At 41.8% G+C, this 15,283-nt stretch carries 15 protein-coding genes and 1 pseudogene; 15 read left to right on the plus strand and 1 reads right to left on the minus strand.

Annotated features, from left to right (window positions below; genetic code table 11):
* Window positions 1-137: 137 nt before the first annotated feature.
* The 10 genes from SCRDD08_RS05330 (at window position 138) to SCRDD08_RS05375 (ending at window position 10,282) form a co-directional block, all read left to right on the plus strand.
* Window positions 138-431: a cupin domain-containing protein gene (locus SCRDD08_RS05330; protein WP_061422747.1), complete on the plus strand. Its 294-nt coding sequence runs from the start codon at window positions 138-140 to the stop codon at window positions 429-431.
* Window positions 432-547: 116 nt separating this feature from the next.
* Window positions 548-1,678, plus strand: a complete 1,131-nt coding sequence (gene hemW, locus SCRDD08_RS05335) for a radical SAM family heme chaperone HemW (protein WP_061422748.1) — start codon at window positions 548-550, stop codon at window positions 1,676-1,678.
* A 3-nt stretch (window positions 1,679-1,681) separates the two neighbouring features.
* The gene (locus SCRDD08_RS05340) at window positions 1,682-2,419 is read left to right on the plus strand and encodes an acyl-[acyl-carrier-protein] thioesterase (RefSeq protein WP_061422749.1); all 738 of its coding nucleotides are present in this window, start codon (window positions 1,682-1,684) and stop codon (window positions 2,417-2,419) included.
* A 10-nt stretch (window positions 2,420-2,429) separates the two neighbouring features.
* Window positions 2,430-3,200: a TIGR01457 family HAD-type hydrolase gene (locus SCRDD08_RS05345; protein WP_061422750.1), complete on the plus strand. Its 771-nt coding sequence runs from the start codon at window positions 2,430-2,432 to the stop codon at window positions 3,198-3,200.
* Window positions 3,193-3,819, plus strand: coding sequence for a TIGR01906 family membrane protein (locus tag SCRDD08_RS05350; protein ID WP_061422751.1), 627 nt, complete (start codon window positions 3,193-3,195; stop codon window positions 3,817-3,819). Before SCRDD08_RS05345 ends, SCRDD08_RS05350 begins: the two co-directional genes overlap by 8 nt.
* Window positions 3,820-3,835: 16 nt before the next feature.
* Window positions 3,836-4,807 (plus strand): CPBP family intramembrane glutamic endopeptidase, encoded by a 972-nt coding sequence (locus SCRDD08_RS05355; protein WP_048791991.1) that lies wholly within the window; start codon window positions 3,836-3,838, stop codon window positions 4,805-4,807.
* A gap of 145 nt (window positions 4,808-4,952) precedes the next feature.
* Entirely contained in the window at window positions 4,953-5,696 is a 744-nt protein-coding gene (locus SCRDD08_RS05360; RefSeq protein WP_061422752.1) for a DeoR/GlpR family DNA-binding transcription regulator, read from the plus strand.
* Window positions 5,693-6,604 (plus strand): 1-phosphofructokinase, encoded by a 912-nt coding sequence (pfkB, locus tag SCRDD08_RS05365; RefSeq protein ID WP_061422753.1) that lies wholly within the window; start codon window positions 5,693-5,695, stop codon window positions 6,602-6,604. Before SCRDD08_RS05360 ends, pfkB begins: the two co-directional genes overlap by 4 nt.
* Window positions 6,601-8,562: a PTS fructose transporter subunit IIABC gene (locus SCRDD08_RS05370; RefSeq protein ID WP_061422754.1), complete on the plus strand. Its 1,962-nt coding sequence runs from the start codon at window positions 6,601-6,603 to the stop codon at window positions 8,560-8,562. The genes pfkB and SCRDD08_RS05370 overlap by 4 nt, the downstream gene beginning before the upstream one ends.
* Window positions 8,563-8,890: 328 nt before the next feature.
* Window positions 8,891-10,282, plus strand: coding sequence for a vWA domain-containing protein (locus SCRDD08_RS05375; protein ID WP_061422755.1), 1,392 nt, complete (start codon window positions 8,891-8,893; stop codon window positions 10,280-10,282).
* A 219-nt stretch (window positions 10,283-10,501) separates the two neighbouring features.
* Here the strand turns inward: SCRDD08_RS05375 and SCRDD08_RS11900 are convergent.
* A pseudogene (locus SCRDD08_RS11900) lies at window positions 10,502-10,810 on the minus strand (transposase); the annotation flags it as partial.
* A 148-nt stretch (window positions 10,811-10,958) separates the two neighbouring features.
* Between SCRDD08_RS11900 and SCRDD08_RS05380 the strand changes: the two are divergent.
* The 5 genes from SCRDD08_RS05380 to SCRDD08_RS05400 all read left to right on the plus strand — a co-directional run.
* Window positions 10,959-11,333 carry a DUF1149 family protein gene (locus tag SCRDD08_RS05380; RefSeq protein WP_005590470.1) on the plus strand — a complete coding sequence of 125 codons (375 nt, stop codon included), beginning with the start codon at window positions 10,959-10,961 and terminating at the stop codon, window positions 11,331-11,333.
* Window positions 11,334-11,335: 2 nt separating this feature from the next.
* Window positions 11,336-12,184 carry a DegV family protein gene (locus SCRDD08_RS05385; RefSeq protein ID WP_061422756.1) on the plus strand — a complete coding sequence of 283 codons (849 nt, stop codon included), beginning with the start codon at window positions 11,336-11,338 and terminating at the stop codon, window positions 12,182-12,184.
* Window positions 12,185-12,226: 42 nt separating this feature from the next.
* Entirely contained in the window at window positions 12,227-12,994 is a 768-nt protein-coding gene (gene dapB, locus SCRDD08_RS05390) for a 4-hydroxy-tetrahydrodipicolinate reductase (RefSeq protein WP_061422757.1), read from the plus strand.
* Entirely contained in the window at window positions 12,991-14,196 is a 1,206-nt protein-coding gene (locus SCRDD08_RS05395) for a CCA tRNA nucleotidyltransferase (RefSeq protein ID WP_061422758.1), read from the plus strand. Before dapB ends, SCRDD08_RS05395 begins: the two co-directional genes overlap by 4 nt.
* Window positions 14,193-15,283: ABC-F family ATP-binding cassette domain-containing protein (locus SCRDD08_RS05400; protein WP_155719791.1), on the plus strand; the 1,091-nt coding region annotated here is incomplete at its 3' end. The genes SCRDD08_RS05395 and SCRDD08_RS05400, both read left to right, overlap by 4 nt.

Genomic DNA, 15,283 nt, shown 5'->3' on the forward strand with positions numbered 1-15,283 from the left:
TATATTTAAGGAAATTGATTGAATAGAGCATGATGAAAATACCACATTTTTTAACTTTGTAGGTATCAATTAGGAATATTAAAAAATTCTGACAATTCTTCAGAATTATGCTAGAATGAAGAAAAGGAGGGAAAACGATGAAATTTTACTCAATAAATCCAAATGTTGATGTGGTTGAAACTCCGGTCGAAGAGCAAGGGCGTCTCATCCGCCATTTGCACCTTGCTAAGGGAAAACAAATTCCTGAACATAGCGCAGATGCTCTTGTTACAGTTGTCTGTCTAGAAGGAAAGGTGGATTTTACTGCCTTAGGAGAAACTGTACAATTAGTACCGGGAAGTTTTCTGACAATGGAGCCGAATGAACTTCATAGTTTATATGGTGTGGAAGAGAGCCATGTTTTAGTGATTCAGCAGTTGCTTTATCCCTGATCTACTCGAACAGAGGCTCTTTCAACATTAACTCAAGGAATTTTTCTATTTCTTGAGTTTTTTTATTCTATTTTCCAAGGGGGCTTTGTCGTTAATTTTATGCTATAATAAATACTATGCAAACTAAACCAACTTCTGCCTATGTGCATATTCCTTTTTGTACTCAGATTTGTTATTACTGCGATTTTTCAAAGGTTTTTATCAAAAATCAGCCGGTAGATAGTTATCTGGAGCATTTGATTGAGGAATATGATTCTTACGACATCAAAAAGCTCCACACCCTCTATATCGGAGGAGGGACTCCGACGGCTCTATCGGCGCCTCAGTTGGCTTTTTTGCTGGAAAAGCTGACGGACAAGCTGGACTTGTCTTATCTTGAGGAGCTGACCATCGAAGCCAATCCTGGGGACTTGGATGAGGAGAAGATTGCTGTACTTAAAGATTCACCTGTCAATCGGGTTTCACTGGGCGTACAGACTTTCAACGACCGCATGCTCAAGCAGATTGGCCGCAGTCACTTAGAAAAGGACATCTATGAGAACATTGCCAATCTCAAAAAAGCAGGTTTTGATAATATTTCAATCGATCTGATTTATGCCCTGCCCAAGCAGACTATGGAAGATGTGAAAATCAATGTAGCCAAGGCTATTGCCCTGGACATTCCTCATATGAGTTTGTATAGCTTGATTTTGGAAAACCATACGGTCTTTATGAATCGGATGCGGCGTGGGAAGCTGCCTCTGCCCAAGGAAGACTTGGAAGCGGAGATGTTCGAATACATTATAGCTGAGCTAGAAAAGGCAGGTTTTGAGCATTACGAGATTTCCAACTTTTCCAAACCAGGCTTTGAGAGCCGCCACAATCTCATGTACTGGGACAATGCTGAGTATTATGGTATTGGAGCGGGAGCGTCTGGCTATGTCGATGGTGTACGCTATAAAAACCACGGGCCCATTCGTCATTATCTGCAGGCGGTGGAAGCGGGCAATGCCCGTGTGCAGGAAGAAGTGCTGACGCTGCATGAAAAGATGGAAGAAGAGATGTTTCTAGGCTTGCGTAAGAAGTCAGGTGTTTCAAAAAAACGTTTTGAGGAAAAATTCGGTCTTTCCTTTGAAGATCAGTACGGATCTGTGGTGTCTGAGCTGACTGAGCAGGGTTTGCTAGTGCCAGACAAAGACATCGTGCGCATGACCAAACAAGGCCTCTTTTTGGGCGATACGGTTGCTGAGAAATTTATATTGGAGTAAATCATGGGCTTAACTTATCAAATGAAAATGAAAATTCCTTTTGATATGGCGGATATGAATGGCCATATCAAGCTGCCTGATGTCATCTTACTGTCCTTGCAGGTATCAGGCATGCAGTCGATTGAGCTCGGCGTCAGCGACAAGGACATGCTGGAGCAGTATAATCTAGTCTGGATTATTACGGACTACGATATTGATGTGACACGACTGCCACGATTTGCAGAGGAAATTACCATTGAGACAGAAGCTTTGACCTATAATCGGCTCTTTTGCTACCGTCGCTTCACGATTTTTGATGAAGCGGGTGAAGCTATTATACAGATGATGGCAACCTTTGTCCTTATGGATCGTGATAGCCGCAAGGTTCATGCAGTTGAACCGGAGATTGTAGCACCATATCAATCAGAGTTTTCCAAGAAATTGCTGCGTGGCCCCAAGTATCCAGCTTTGGAAAAACCTGTCAGCAAGGACTATCATGTGCGCTTTTACGATTTGGACATGAACGGACATGTCAATAACAGCAAGTATCTGGACTGGATTTTTGAGGTCATGGGCGCAGACTTCCTTACCCAGCATATTCCTCAGAAAATCAACCTGAAGTATGTCAAGGAAGTTCGACCCGGCGGCATGATTGCCTCTAGCTATGAACTAGATGGTCTGCAGAGCACTCACCAGATTTCCAGTGACGGCGATGTCAATGCACAAGCTATAATCACTTGGCAAGAGATTGAAAAAGATTAGAAAGTAATGTATGACTTATAAAGGATATTTGATTGATTTAGATGGTACAATTTATAAGGGTAAGAGCCGAATTCCTGCTGGCGAAGCTTTTGTGCATGAGCTACAGAAGCGCAAGATTCCCTATCTTTTTGTGACCAATAACACCACGCGTACGCCAGAAATGGTTCAAACTATGCTGGCTGAGAATTTCAATATTGAGACGCCGCTTGAGACTATTTACACAGCAACTCTAGCTACTATTGACTATATGCAGGAGAAAAATCTTGGCAAGAAAGTCTATGTTATCGGAGATGTCGGGCTTAAACATGCCATTGAAGAAGCTGGCTATGAGGAAGATACAGAAAACCCCGACTATGTGGTAGTGGGTTTGGACTGGGAAGTGGATTATGAGAAACTGACAATAGCGACGTTGGCCATTCAAAAGGGTGCTCACTTTATCGGAACCAATCCTGACCTCAATATTCCGACTGAGCGAGGCCTGCAGCCGGGAGCGGGTGCTATCAATGCTCTCTTGGAAGCCGCTACTCGTGTTGAGCCGACCTTTATCGGCAAGCCCAATGCCATCATCATGGAAAAAGCCATAGAGCATTTAGGGCTGGTGCGTGAGGACGTGGTTATGGTGGGCGATAACTACCTGACAGATATTCGAGCTGGAATTGATAATGGCATTCCGACTCTCTTGGTTACGACAGGCTTTACCCTGCCAGAAGAGGTGCCCAATCTGCCTATCCAACCAACACATGTCTTGTCTAGTCTAGCGGAGTGGGACTTTGATGCGTGATAAGTTCAGATTTTTAGCTAGCATCCTGTGCTTGCTGGCAGCAGCTATCTTACTGACTATTTATCTGGCTTGGCTCTTATACCCGATGGAGATTTCTTATTTCGCTTTGTCCGATAAGGTTCATTTGAAAGCAGAGACTATCCAGTATAATTTCAACATTTTGATGAATTACCTGACCAATCCTTTTAGTCAGAAGCTGGCAATGCCGGATTTTCGTTCGTCAGCAGCAGGTCTGCATCATTTTCAGGTGGTCAAGTATCTCTTCCACTTGGCACAGGCTGTCTTTCTGCTAACCTTGCCGGCTTTGATCTTCTTTATCAAAAAAGTGGTCAAAAAAGGATTTTTAGCTCTTTATCAAAGAAGTTTGTTTTTCTTGAGCGTATTGCCCTTCGTCATGATTTGCTTGGCTGGCTTGATTGGTTTTAACAGCTTTTTTACGCTCTTTCATCAAGTGCTTTTTGTGGGAGACAATACATGGCTATTTGATCCAGCCAAGGATCCAGTCATCTGGATTTTGCCAGAAGAATTTTTCATGCACACCTTTATTCTTTTTGCTCTTCTTTACGAGGGAATCTTTTTAAGTTTGTATTTTTTCAGTAGAAAGACTCGTAGTCAATAATACCAAAGGAGATTTTATGAATACGTTACCTGAGCCTTTAAATCCCAAGAAAGATTTGGGGAGATTTTCAGCAAGCTGCTTCACTTATTCTATCGTGATGCTAGTGGTTGTCATACTTTATACTGTCTTTTCCTATTTCTTTGTTCTTTTTCAGCAGGGCTTTGATATAGGTAAGACTGAGGAATTTGTGAAAAGTTTTATGGATAAAGATGGTGGTTCCTACATTATCGCTTCTTGTTTGGGAGTGCTTATTTTCACGATTTTCAGGGGCAAGCAGCTTTTCACGCGAGATTTGCGCAAGAAAAATAAGAAAATGACAGCCAAAGTCTTCTTCTTCATGATTTGTTTTTTGTTTTTCTCTCAGTTGTTTAGCACTGTGACAAGTCAAATCATGAATGCTATTTTGTCTCTCTTTGGTTTGGATCTTTCTGAGATTTTATCACAGGATTTTAGTTCTCATTCAATCACCATGTTTATCTATACCACCATCATGGCACCGATTACGGAGGAGATTATTTTTCGAGGAGCAGGATTGCGCGCTTTGGAAAAGCACGGAAAAGTCTTTGCCATTGTCATGACGGCTCTCCTTTTCGGACTGTTTCATGAAAATTTATATCAGCTTTATTTTGCTGCTATGATTGGTCTGGGATTTGGTTACATCGCTTTTGAATATTCCATTTTCTGGGTGATCTTCTTCCATATTTTCAATAATTTGGTCATCGCAGAAGGACTTGATTTCCTGACCAACTATATCCCAGAAAGCATCGTGAATCTCATAAATTATGGATTGATGACTGCAGGAACAACGGTAGTATTGATTGTACTCATCCTAAATAGGTCGAAAATTAAAGCTTATATTGCTGAAAATAGATCTCAGCCAGGAACATATAGGCAAGCTCTTAAATCGGTTTGGTTTTGGGTATTTTCAATCTTATGTGTGCTTGCTGCCTTTTTACCGATTCTTCTTGTCTATATCACTACAAGATAATAAAGGAATTAAAAGAAGTTTAACAGGCTTCTTTTTTCTATATTCAAACAAATGATTAATTTTGATAGAAAGTGATAGAAAATGCTTGACTTTGAAATTTAATCTTGTATAATAGAACTGTAATCGATTGCAGAGGAGGTATTCTATGCTGAAGTCGAAAAGAAAGCAGCTGATTCTCGAAAAAGTTACCAAAGATAAATTTGTTTCTTTAGAGTATCTAGTAAAAGCTTTAAACACTTCAGAATCAACTGTTAGAAGAGATTTAGATGAGCTTGAAAGCGAGCGGAAGTTGAGGCGTGTGCATGGCGGTGCTGAGAGCCTTCACTTCTTGCAGGAGGAAGAAAGCAATCAAGAAAAATCTATCAAAAACATTCAAGAAAAAACAAAGATTGCTCAAAAAGCAGCCAGCTTGATTCAAGAATACGATGTCATCTTTATTGATGCAGGGACGACCAATGAACTCTTAGTCAATGAATTGCATGATCCAAGCGTGACGGTGGTTACTAATTCTATCCATCATGCAACTAAGTTGGTGGAGCGCAACATTCCCACTGTGATTATTGGCGGTGTCGTGAAACGCTCGACAGATGCCAGTATTGGCGGTGTCGCTCTAAATCAAATCGGTCAGCTGAATTTTGACAAGGCTTTTATCGGAATGAATGGAATTGACAGTGGATTTTTCACGACTCCGGACATGGAAGAAGGAGCGGTGAAACGCGCTATTCTCGAAAATGCTAAGAGAACTTATGTTTTAGCTGATGCTTCAAAGTTGGGCAATACATCTTTTGCAAAAGTGGCACCAATATCGCGCGCAAGGCTTATTACAAACCAAACTGAATCTGAAGTGACTCAAAAGATCAAAGAAGAAACGGAGGTAATAGAAGCATGATTTATACAGTCACACTCAATCCATCCATTGACTATATCGTTCGCTTGGACCAAGTCCAAGTTGGCAGTGTCAATCGTATGGACAGTGATGATAAGTTTGCTGGTGGGAAAGGAATCAATGTCAGTCGTGTCTTGAAACGCTTGGATATTCCAAATACAGCAACTGGATTTATCGGAGGCTTTACTGGTAAATTTATCACAGACACTTTGGCAGAAGAAGAAATCGAAACACGTTTTGTCCAAGTGGCAGAAGATACGCGTATCAATGTTAAAATCAAAGCAGACCAAGAAACAGAAATCAACGGAACGGGTCCAAATGTCGAACCAGCTCAGCTAGAAGAATTAAAAGCAATTTTATCTAGTTTGACAGCAGAAGATACGGTTGTATTTGCGGGTTCAAGTGCTAAGAACTTGGGAAATGTCATCTACAAGGAGCTGATTGCCTTGACACGCCAGACTGGTGCGCAAGTGGTTTGTGACTTTGAAGGACAGACCTTGATTGATAGTTTGGACTACCAGCCACTTTTGGTCAAACCAAATAATCATGAACTTGGAGCTATCTTTGGAGTGAAACTGGAAAGTTTGGACGAAATCGAGAAATACGCTCGTGAGTTACTGGCCAAAGGTGCTCAGAACGTCATTATCTCTATGGCTGGGGATGGTGCTCTTCTTGTCACATCTGAGGGAGCTTACTTCGCTAAACCAATCAAGGGAACAGTGAAAAATTCAGTTGGGGCTGGCGACTCTATGGTCGCTGGATTCACAGGTGAGTTTGTCAAATCTAAAGATGCAGTAGAAGCCTTCAAATGGGGAGTCGCTTGTGGAACAGCAACCACCTTCTCAGATGACTTGGCAACAGCGGAATTTATTAAAGAAACATATGAAAAAGTTGAGGTAGAAAAACGATGAAAATTCAAGACCTATTGAGAAAAGATGTCATGTTGCTGGATTTGCAGGCAACTGAAAAAACAGCTGTCATAGAAGAGATGATTAAAAGTTTGGTCGATCACGGTTATGTGACGGATTTTGAAACATTTAAAGAAGGCATTTTGGCGCGTGAATCCTTGACTTCCACTGGTTTGGGTGAGGGAATTGCTATGCCACACAGCAAGAACTCTGCTGTCAAAGAAGCAACAGTTCTCTTTGCCAAGTCAAATAAGGGTGTTGACTATGAAAGTTTGGATGGTCAACCAACAGACCTCTTCTTCATGATTGCAGCTCCAGAAGGTGCCAATGATACTCACTTGGCAGCCCTAGCAGAATTGTCTCAATACTTGATGAAAGACGGCTTTGCAGACAAATTGCGCAAAGTATCTTCACCAGATGAAGTTATCGCTCTCTTTGACCAAGCTTCAGAAAAAGCAGAAGAGCCTGCAACTGTTGCTCCTGCCAACGAATCTGGTGACTTCCTCGTAGCTGTTACAGCTTGTACAACAGGGATTGCCCACACTTACATGGCTCAAGAAGCCCTTCAAAAAGTGGCTGCTGAAATGGGCGTTGGTATCAAGGTTGAAACTAACGGTGCCAGTGGTGTTGGCAACAAACTAACAGCAGAAGACATTAAAAAAGCTAAAGCAGTTATCATCGCAGCAGACAAGGCTGTTGAAATAGATCGTTTTGACGGCAAACCTTTAATCAGTCGCCCGGTTGCAGACGGTATTCGCAAGACAGAAGAACTCATCAATCTGGCTCTTTCTGGCAATGCTGAAGTTTACAAGGCTGCTAATGGTAGCGCTGCAGTAGCTAGCAGCAATGAAAAACTTAGCTTGGGCGGAGCTTTTTACAAGCACTTGATGAGCGGTGTTTCTCAAATGTTGCCATTCGTTATTGGTGGCGGGATTATGATTGCCATTGCCTTCTTGCTAGATCAGATCTTAGGTGTGCCAAAAGATCAGCTTTCTAATCTGGGAGGCTATCATGAAATTGCAGCTCAATTTAAGGCGATTGGTGGTGCAGCCTTTGGCTTCATGTTGCCAGTATTGGCTGGTTATATCGCTTACTCAATCGCTGAAAAGCCAGGTTTGGTTTCTGGTTTCGTAGCCGGTGCAATTGCGAGCAGTGGCGCATCATTTGGTGGTGTTGCCTATGCTGCAGGTGGTGAGAAGACACTCTCTCTAGCGGGTGTATCATCTGGTTTCCTTGGAGCTTTGGTCGGTGGATTCTTAGCTGGTGGTGTGATTTTAGTCCTTCGCAAATTACTTGCAGCTCTGCCTCGCTCACTTGAAGGTATCCGCTCCATCTTGCTCTTGCCACTTCTTGGAGTTCTTGTGACTGGATTCCTTATGCTGGCAGTCAATATCCCCATGTCAGCAATCAATACAGCCCTCAACGATTTCTTGGCAAGTCTAAGCGGAAGCTCTGCGGTTCTTCTCGGTCTCTTAGTCGGTGGTATGATGGCTGTCGATATGGGTGGACCAGTGAACAAAGCAGCTTATGTATTTGGTACAAGTACGCTGGCAAGTACTGTTTCAACTGGTGGTTCTCCAGTCATGGCAGCGGTTATGGCAGCCGGTATGGTTCCACCGCTTGCAGTATTTGTTGCAACTCTACTTTTTAAAGATAAATTTACTACTGAAGAACGTGATTCTGGTTTGACAAATATCGTCATGGGGCTTTCCTTCATCACAGAAGGTGCGATTCCTTTTGGAGCTGCTGACCCAGCCCGTGCAATTCCAAGTTTTATCGTCGGTTCAGCTCTTACAGGTGCACTTGTCGGTCTGTCTGGCATCAAACTTATGGCTCCTCACGGAGGAATCTTCGTTATCGGTTTGACTAACAACCCAATCCTTTACCTTGCGTATGTCTTGATTGGTGCAATTGTCAGCGGTATTCTTTTCGGATATTTGCGTAAACCATTGGAAAAATAAAACATAGACGAAAGAATCTTGATGGTTTGTCAAGGTTCTTTTTGCATCTTCTAGAATATTGATAGGCAGAGGTCTCATTGTTAGGTGAAATAAAAGGAAATGAAATCTTGATAAAAACTTTACTTACAGAAATAAAATAAGAAGCGTTCTTTAGATTAATATCTATACCATGTTTTGAAAATAATTTCGAGAATTGAATTTGTTACCAAAGAGAATCTAAAATCTGATTTTAGTAAGTATAGCAAGTTGTTCTGAACATTAGATCATATTTGACAAATTCCATTGATATTGATATAATATAATCAAAATTTATTAAAGGAGAATATTTATGAAAAATAGGAAGCGTTCTTTATTTTGGAAATGCAAATCTGTTTTATTTTCAGTTGCCCTAGCATCTGTATTCACAACGGTTACACAAGCTGATGCTGATGAGGTAAATAAGCCAAGTCAAGCTGCTAATGAGTTAGCTCAAGTAAGCTCAAATGAACTTGCTGCTAAAACAACTCAGGCTAATCAACAACTTTCTGAGACAGCCAAAGAGATTCAAGAAAAGGTTAGTACTCCAGTAGTGCCAATTGATAAGGCTAAACCTGGTGATGTAGTGAAAGTATCTACTACTTCTACTGATGTCAAAGTGGATACGAAAGAAAATGAATCCGGTACAGAAGCTGTTGCTAAAGCAGAGGCTTCTGTGAGTGTTGAGACAACTAGTGTAGCTGCTAAAGGAACTGCTGTTGGAGAAAAAGCGCCAGTTGCTACATCAAAGACAGTTACCGATCATGTTGATACGGATGAGTATGTAGCTGATGTTACTCAGACCATCAAGAAGACAACATTTGAAAAAGTGATGAAAGAAGCAGATGTGACAATTACGAAGCAATCGTCTGGTTCTGCTGATATCGTTTTTACTATTGATAAGTCAGGTTCAATGGGTTCATCTATTCAGAATGTTATGCAAAATATTGAGGCTTTTGTCCGTGATTTGGCTAGTAAAAAGGTTGATGCTCGTCTTGGCTTAATCGCGTATGAGTCTGCTAAGGATGTTCAATATTTCGATTTTAATGGGTCTAAATTCACTAAGAATGTAGAAGAGTATATTAAGGCTCTTAGATCTATTCAAACAGGTGGTGGAACAGAAGAGCCTACAGCCCCTCTTCATCATATTGCAACTTCAAAAGATTACGATTGGTCTACAGCTTCTAATAATCGTCGTTTTGCTTTCTTGATTACTGATGAAAGTATCGATTTCAGTACTCCAGGTATTCCAACAGTAGAAGAAACTCTGAAAGCTCTTAAAGCGGCTGATATTTCCCTATCGGTTGTGGGTGTAACATACGAAAAAACGACTTTTAAACCTCTAGTTGAAGGAACAAAAGGTCTTTACCTTGATATTCGTCAAGAATTTTCTAGTCTTTTAAATCGTGATTTTACAAATCATGTTGTTAAGACTGTCCAAGAAGGACGTGTTTACCGCATTGTGACAGAGAAATATGACTTCTTGGCAGAAGCACATGTCGTACTTAAGCAAAAAGCTCCGGCTCCTACAGTAGCGAAACCTATTGGAAGTACGAAGCCAGTTTATCATACTACATCAATTTCTAATAAGGTGGCTGAATTACCAAAAACTGGGGAGCAAGTTTCTTCAGGTTTGGCTGTAGTTGGAGTAGCATTAGTTGCAGTAGCTTCAGGATTGACTATTAGTGCTAAGAAAAAAGACTAATAGAGTCATGGATAAAGTAAGTTTTACTTGCTTTTCGAAAGTGATATAAGTCATGTGAGAAAAAGTCTTGGTTTTGTACAATACAGAACTAAGGCTTTTTGGTTCTTTGTTAACTTGTAGCTGGGTGATGTTAGTTAACATTGATTTCTTTATTGATCAATACATAGGAAAGGATGGGCGATAAAAACGTTTATTGCTTAGTTTTTGACTATCTTGCTAGATGAGTTTCCAGCATCGTTTTATTGTCTTGTAATCGCGAGATTTTTGATCAAATTGTTTCATGATTTGGATGTGAAGGCAGTCCATAGTCTGATTTAGGTGTTGTACATGTGAAAGCGATCGAGGACAATTTAAGCAGAAAGAAAGAGATCCTTAGCTATGTTGTAGTATACCCATGGCAATAACTATAAGTCCGTTTCGAACCAGTCTGGAATAGCGCCGAAATCAATTACAAGTAGTTACTTGAGCACATCCATCTAAGGTAGTTATAATCTTTCTTGAATTGAAATCTTGCGCAATAAAACTTATTTAAAAATACTAAATTAAAGATTTGCTTACACTTGTGCAATGTTAGGAGAAGTTTTTTATCTATTTGTTGGGTAGGCTCCTTTTTTACATAGAAACTTTCCTTAAATTATGTTATAATGGACTATCGTATATTTTTAGGAGAATAGTAATGGAATTACAACGTGAACAAGAATTTGTCAGCCAGTATCATTTTGATGCACGCAATTTTGAATGGGAAAAGGAAAATGGAACACCTGAAACAAAAGTTGACGTGAATTTTCAGCTGATTGAAAGAAATGAAGAAAAGAATTCAACATCCATGATTGTGATTTTGACTTTCATGATTGTGTTTGATCGTTTTGTAATTAGTGGAACGATTACACAGACAAATCATATTCAAGGACGTTTGGTGCAGGAACCTAGTGAGTTTGAGCATGAAGAAGTGGAAGAATTGGCGCGTCCTTGCTTGACCATGCTCAATCGCTTGACGTATGAAGTGACGGAGATTGCGCTAGATTTACCAGGTATTAATTTGGAGTTCTAATGATGAAATTAGCGGTTATAACGGATTCGTCCGCTTTTTTATCGGATAGCCTTCGTGGAAATGACCATCTTTTTGTGCTCGATATTCCAGTAGTGATTGCTGGAGAGACTTATGTAGAAGGAAAAAATCTGACAGCTAGTGAGTTTTATGAGAAAATGGCTGCTGCAGATGATTTGCCAAAGACAAGTCAGCCTAGTGTGGCAGAGTTGGAGGAGACGTTGACGCGCCTTGCTGGCGAAGATTACACGCATGTGCTGGGGCTCTTTTTATCCAGTGGGATTTCAGGATTTTATCAAAATATCCAGTATCTCAAGGATGAGTTTCCTGATTTGAAAATCGCTTTTCCTGATTCAAAAATCACTAGTGCTCCGCTTGGCCTCATGGTCGAAAATGCTTTGACTTGGGCTGCTGAGGGGCAGGATTTTGAAGAGATTTTGATTAAGATTCAACGACAAATCGATGGAACCAGCGCCTTTATCATGGTTGACGATCTCAATCATCTGGTTAAGGGCGGTCGCTTGTCCAATGGCGCAGCTATTTTGGGAAATCTCCTAAGTATCAAGCCGATTCTGTATTTTAATGATGCAGGGGTTATCGAAGTCTTTGAAAAGATTCGGACGGAAAAGAAGGCGACCAAGAGATTGATTGAAGTAGTGGAGGAAAAAACTGCCTCTGCTTCTTATCAGGTCATGGTGATTCATGGGAATGCTGAAGAGAAGGCGGAAAGCTTACGCCAGCAGCTGATAGAGGCTGGCATAGCGGACGATATTCCCCTGGCTACCTTTGGTAGTGTGATTGGAACTCACTTGGGCGAGGGTAGTGTCGCTTTGGCCTACATTCCGCTGGTCTAGAGTTTGCCAGAGCAGTTAGTCAAGAATAGAGAGAGGTTCTAGATGAGTATAAAAGTCATTATTGCTGGTTTCAAGGGAAAGATGGGACAAGCAGCCTATAAAATGGTAACAGAAGATCCTGAGTTGGTATTGGCCGGTCTACTAGATCCCTTTACAGATGAAAAGGAAGTAGCGGGAGTTCCAGTTTTCAATGCTAAAGAAGAACTTGCGGGTCTTCAGGCGGATGTCTGGATTGACTTTACGACTCCTAAAGTGGCTTATGAAAATACTCGCTTTGCTCTTGAGAATGGCTTTGCTCCAGTGGTCGGAACGACAGGTTTTACGCCTGAGCAGATTGAAGACTTGACCCAACTATCTCGTCAAAAGCGTCTGGGCGGTTTGATTGCGCCGAATTTTACTCTGGGAGCTGTTTTGCTTATGCAGTTTGCAGCCCAAGCAGCCAAGTATTTTCCAGATGTGGAGATTATCGAACTGCATCATGACAACAAAAAAGATGCACCGAGCGGTACGGCTATCAAAACAGCTGAATTAATTAGTCACGTTCGGACGAGTAAGCAGCAGGGAGCGGCTGATGAAGAAGAATCGTTAGCTGGTGCCCGTGGGGCGGCGTTTGACGGAATGCGGATTCACTCAGTGCGTTTGCCGGGCTTAGTGGCCCATCAGGAAGTTATCTTTGGTAGTCAAGGAGAAGGACTGACTTTGCGGCATGACTCCTATGATCGGGTTTCCTTTATGACTGGGGTAAATCTAGGTATCAAAGAGGTAGTGAAGCGCTCTGAATTGGTCTATGGATTGGAACATTTACTATGAGATTAGAGAAGATGCCTTCTGAGTTTCAGGAGGCTTTGCCAGTATTAGAGAAGATTAAAGAGGCCGGTTTTGAGGCTTATTTTGTCGGCGGTTCTGTACGAGATGCTCTGTTGAATCGGCCGATTCACGATGTGGATATTGCCAGCTCAGCCTATCCCGAGGAAATCAAAACCATCTTTCCTCGGACAGTTGATGTTGGCATTGAGCATGGAACAGTTCTGGTCTTAGAAGGCCAGGGAGAATACGAAATAACGACCTTTCGGACTGAGGATGTCTATGTGGACTACCGCAGGCCTAGTCAGGTCTCTTTTGTGCGCTCTTTGGAAGAAGATCTGAAGCGTAGGGACTTTACAATCAATGCTCTTGCTTTAAACCAAGAGGGGGAGATTGTGGACCTCTTTAACGGTTTGGCAGATATGAAAAATCGCACTCTGCGGGCAGTTGGAGTGGCTTCAGAGCGTTTCAATGAAGATGCTCTCCGCATCATGCGGGGCTTCCGTTTTCAGGCTGGTTTAGACTTTGATTTGGAAGACTTTACTTTTCAGGCTATGGCAGATTGCGCGCCGCTTTTGGAAAAGATATCGGTAGAGCGGATTTTTATCGAGTTTGACAAGCTCCTGATGGCACCTTTCTGGCGAAAAGGCTTGGAGAGCCTGATCAAAGCTGCTGCCTACGACTTTCTTCCTGATATGAAACATTCAGCAGAAGCTTTGCAGGAACTATTAGCCGGTTTAGAAGAAGATTTTCAATTTTCTAGTTCTGAGCAGGCTTGGGCTGCGCTTTTGCTGGCTTTGAAGGTAAAAGATGTTCGCAAGTTCTTGAAACATTGGAAAACGTCCAATGAATTTCAAAAGCGAGTAAATCAGCTAGTGGCTGTTTATGAGATTCGGCAGGAGCGGAGTCTTTCTAAGCGTGATTGCTATCAGTATGATTTGGATTTGATTCTACAGGCGGAAAGTTTGAGGCAAGCAGCTGGTTTGTCGGTTGAATTTGAGGCCATTGAGGCAACACATGCTGCTCTGACCATTCATGACAAACATGAGATTGTGGTGACGGGCAGTCATTTGATCCGAGATTATGGCTTTAAACCCGGGCCAGAATTGGGACAAATTCTGACTAAAATTGAATGGGCCATTGTCGACGGAGAATTGGAAAATAGCAAGGAAGAGATTATGAACTTTATAAAGGAGCAAGTTGGATGAGTGACTTTATCGTTGAAAAGCTGACCAAGTCTGTCGGGGATAAGACAGTCTTTCAAGAGATTTCTTTTATCATTCACGACTTGGATCGGATTGGACTGATTGGAGTCAATGGGACAGGAAAAACCACTCTTTTGGATGTCTTGTCTGGCAAATCAGGATTTGATGGTGATGTATATCCTTTTTCAGCAAAATCTGACTATAAAATCTCCTATTTGACTCAGGAACCAGTCTTCGATGAAGAGAAGACTGTCTTGGATACTGTTTTGTCCAGTGATTTGCGAGAAATGCAGCTCATTCGAGAATATGAACTGCTCATGGCAGCTTATGATGAAGCCAAGCAAGCTCGTCTGGACAAGGTCATGGCAGAAATGGATTCGCTGCATGCTTGGGAAATTGAGAGTCAGGTAAAAACCGTCCTATCCAAGCTTGGTATCTCAAATTTGGCAGCAAAAATCAGCCAGCTTTCTGGTGGTTTACGTCGGCGGGTTCAGTTGGCGCAGGTTTTACTTTCCGAAGCAGACTTGCTGCTGCTAGACGAGCCAACCAACCATCTGGATATTGACACGATTGAATGGCTGACAAATTTCTTGAAAAATTCAAAGAAGACAGTCCTCTTTATTACCCACGACCGCTATTTTTTGGATAATATTTCCACGCGGATTTTTGAATTGGACGGCGGGAGCTTGATTGAGTATCAGGGTAACTATCAGGACTATGTATGGCTCAAAGCTGAACAAGATGAGCGCGATGCTGCCCTGCTACACAAGAAACAGCAGCTCTACAAGCAGGAGTTATCTTGGATGCGCCGCCAGCCTCAGGCGCGGGCGACCAAGCAGCAGGCACGTATCAATCGTTTCCATGACCTCAAAAGTGATTTGGCTGGTCAGACCAATCAGACGGACTTAGAGATGAACTTTGAAACCAGTCGGATTGGAAAGAAGGTTATTGAGTTTCAGGATGTGGATTTTGCATACAGAGACAAGCATATTTTGTCGCATTTCAATCTCTTGCTGCAAAATAAAGATCGACTGGGCATTGTAGGAGATAATGGAGTGGGTAAGTCTACTCTGCTTAACCTAATTGCTGG

The sequence above is a fragment of the Streptococcus cristatus genome, assembly GCF_001578775.1.
GTDB lineage: Bacteria > Bacillota > Bacilli > Lactobacillales > Streptococcaceae > Streptococcus > Streptococcus cristatus_A.

Coding starts and splice junctions, on each gene's coding strand:
- SCRDD08_RS05370 (WP_061422754.1), top strand. CDS start 6,601: ATGAAAATTCAAGACCTATTGAGAAAAGATGTCATGTTGCTGGATTTG.
- SCRDD08_RS05350 (WP_061422751.1), top strand. CDS start 3,193: ATGCGTGATAAGTTCAGATTTTTAGCTAGCATCCTGTGCTTGCTGGCA.
- dapB (WP_061422757.1), top strand. CDS start 12,227: ATGAGTATAAAAGTCATTATTGCTGGTTTCAAGGGAAAGATGGGACAA.
- SCRDD08_RS05345 (WP_061422750.1), top strand. CDS start 2,430: ATGACTTATAAAGGATATTTGATTGATTTAGATGGTACAATTTATAAG.
- SCRDD08_RS05330 (WP_061422747.1), top strand. CDS start 138: ATGAAATTTTACTCAATAAATCCAAATGTTGATGTGGTTGAAACTCCG.
- SCRDD08_RS05360 (WP_061422752.1), top strand. CDS start 4,953: ATGCTGAAGTCGAAAAGAAAGCAGCTGATTCTCGAAAAAGTTACCAAA.
- SCRDD08_RS05380 (WP_005590470.1), top strand. CDS start 10,959: ATGGAATTACAACGTGAACAAGAATTTGTCAGCCAGTATCATTTTGAT.
- SCRDD08_RS05395 (WP_061422758.1), top strand. CDS start 12,991: ATGAGATTAGAGAAGATGCCTTCTGAGTTTCAGGAGGCTTTGCCAGTA.
- SCRDD08_RS05340 (WP_061422749.1), top strand. CDS start 1,682: ATGGGCTTAACTTATCAAATGAAAATGAAAATTCCTTTTGATATGGCG.
- hemW (WP_061422748.1), top strand. CDS start 548: ATGCAAACTAAACCAACTTCTGCCTATGTGCATATTCCTTTTTGTACT.
- SCRDD08_RS05385 (WP_061422756.1), top strand. CDS start 11,336: ATGAAATTAGCGGTTATAACGGATTCGTCCGCTTTTTTATCGGATAGC.
- SCRDD08_RS05355 (WP_048791991.1), top strand. CDS start 3,836: ATGAATACGTTACCTGAGCCTTTAAATCCCAAGAAAGATTTGGGGAGA.
- pfkB (WP_061422753.1), top strand. CDS start 5,693: ATGATTTATACAGTCACACTCAATCCATCCATTGACTATATCGTTCGC.
- SCRDD08_RS05375 (WP_061422755.1), top strand. CDS start 8,891: ATGAAAAATAGGAAGCGTTCTTTATTTTGGAAATGCAAATCTGTTTTA.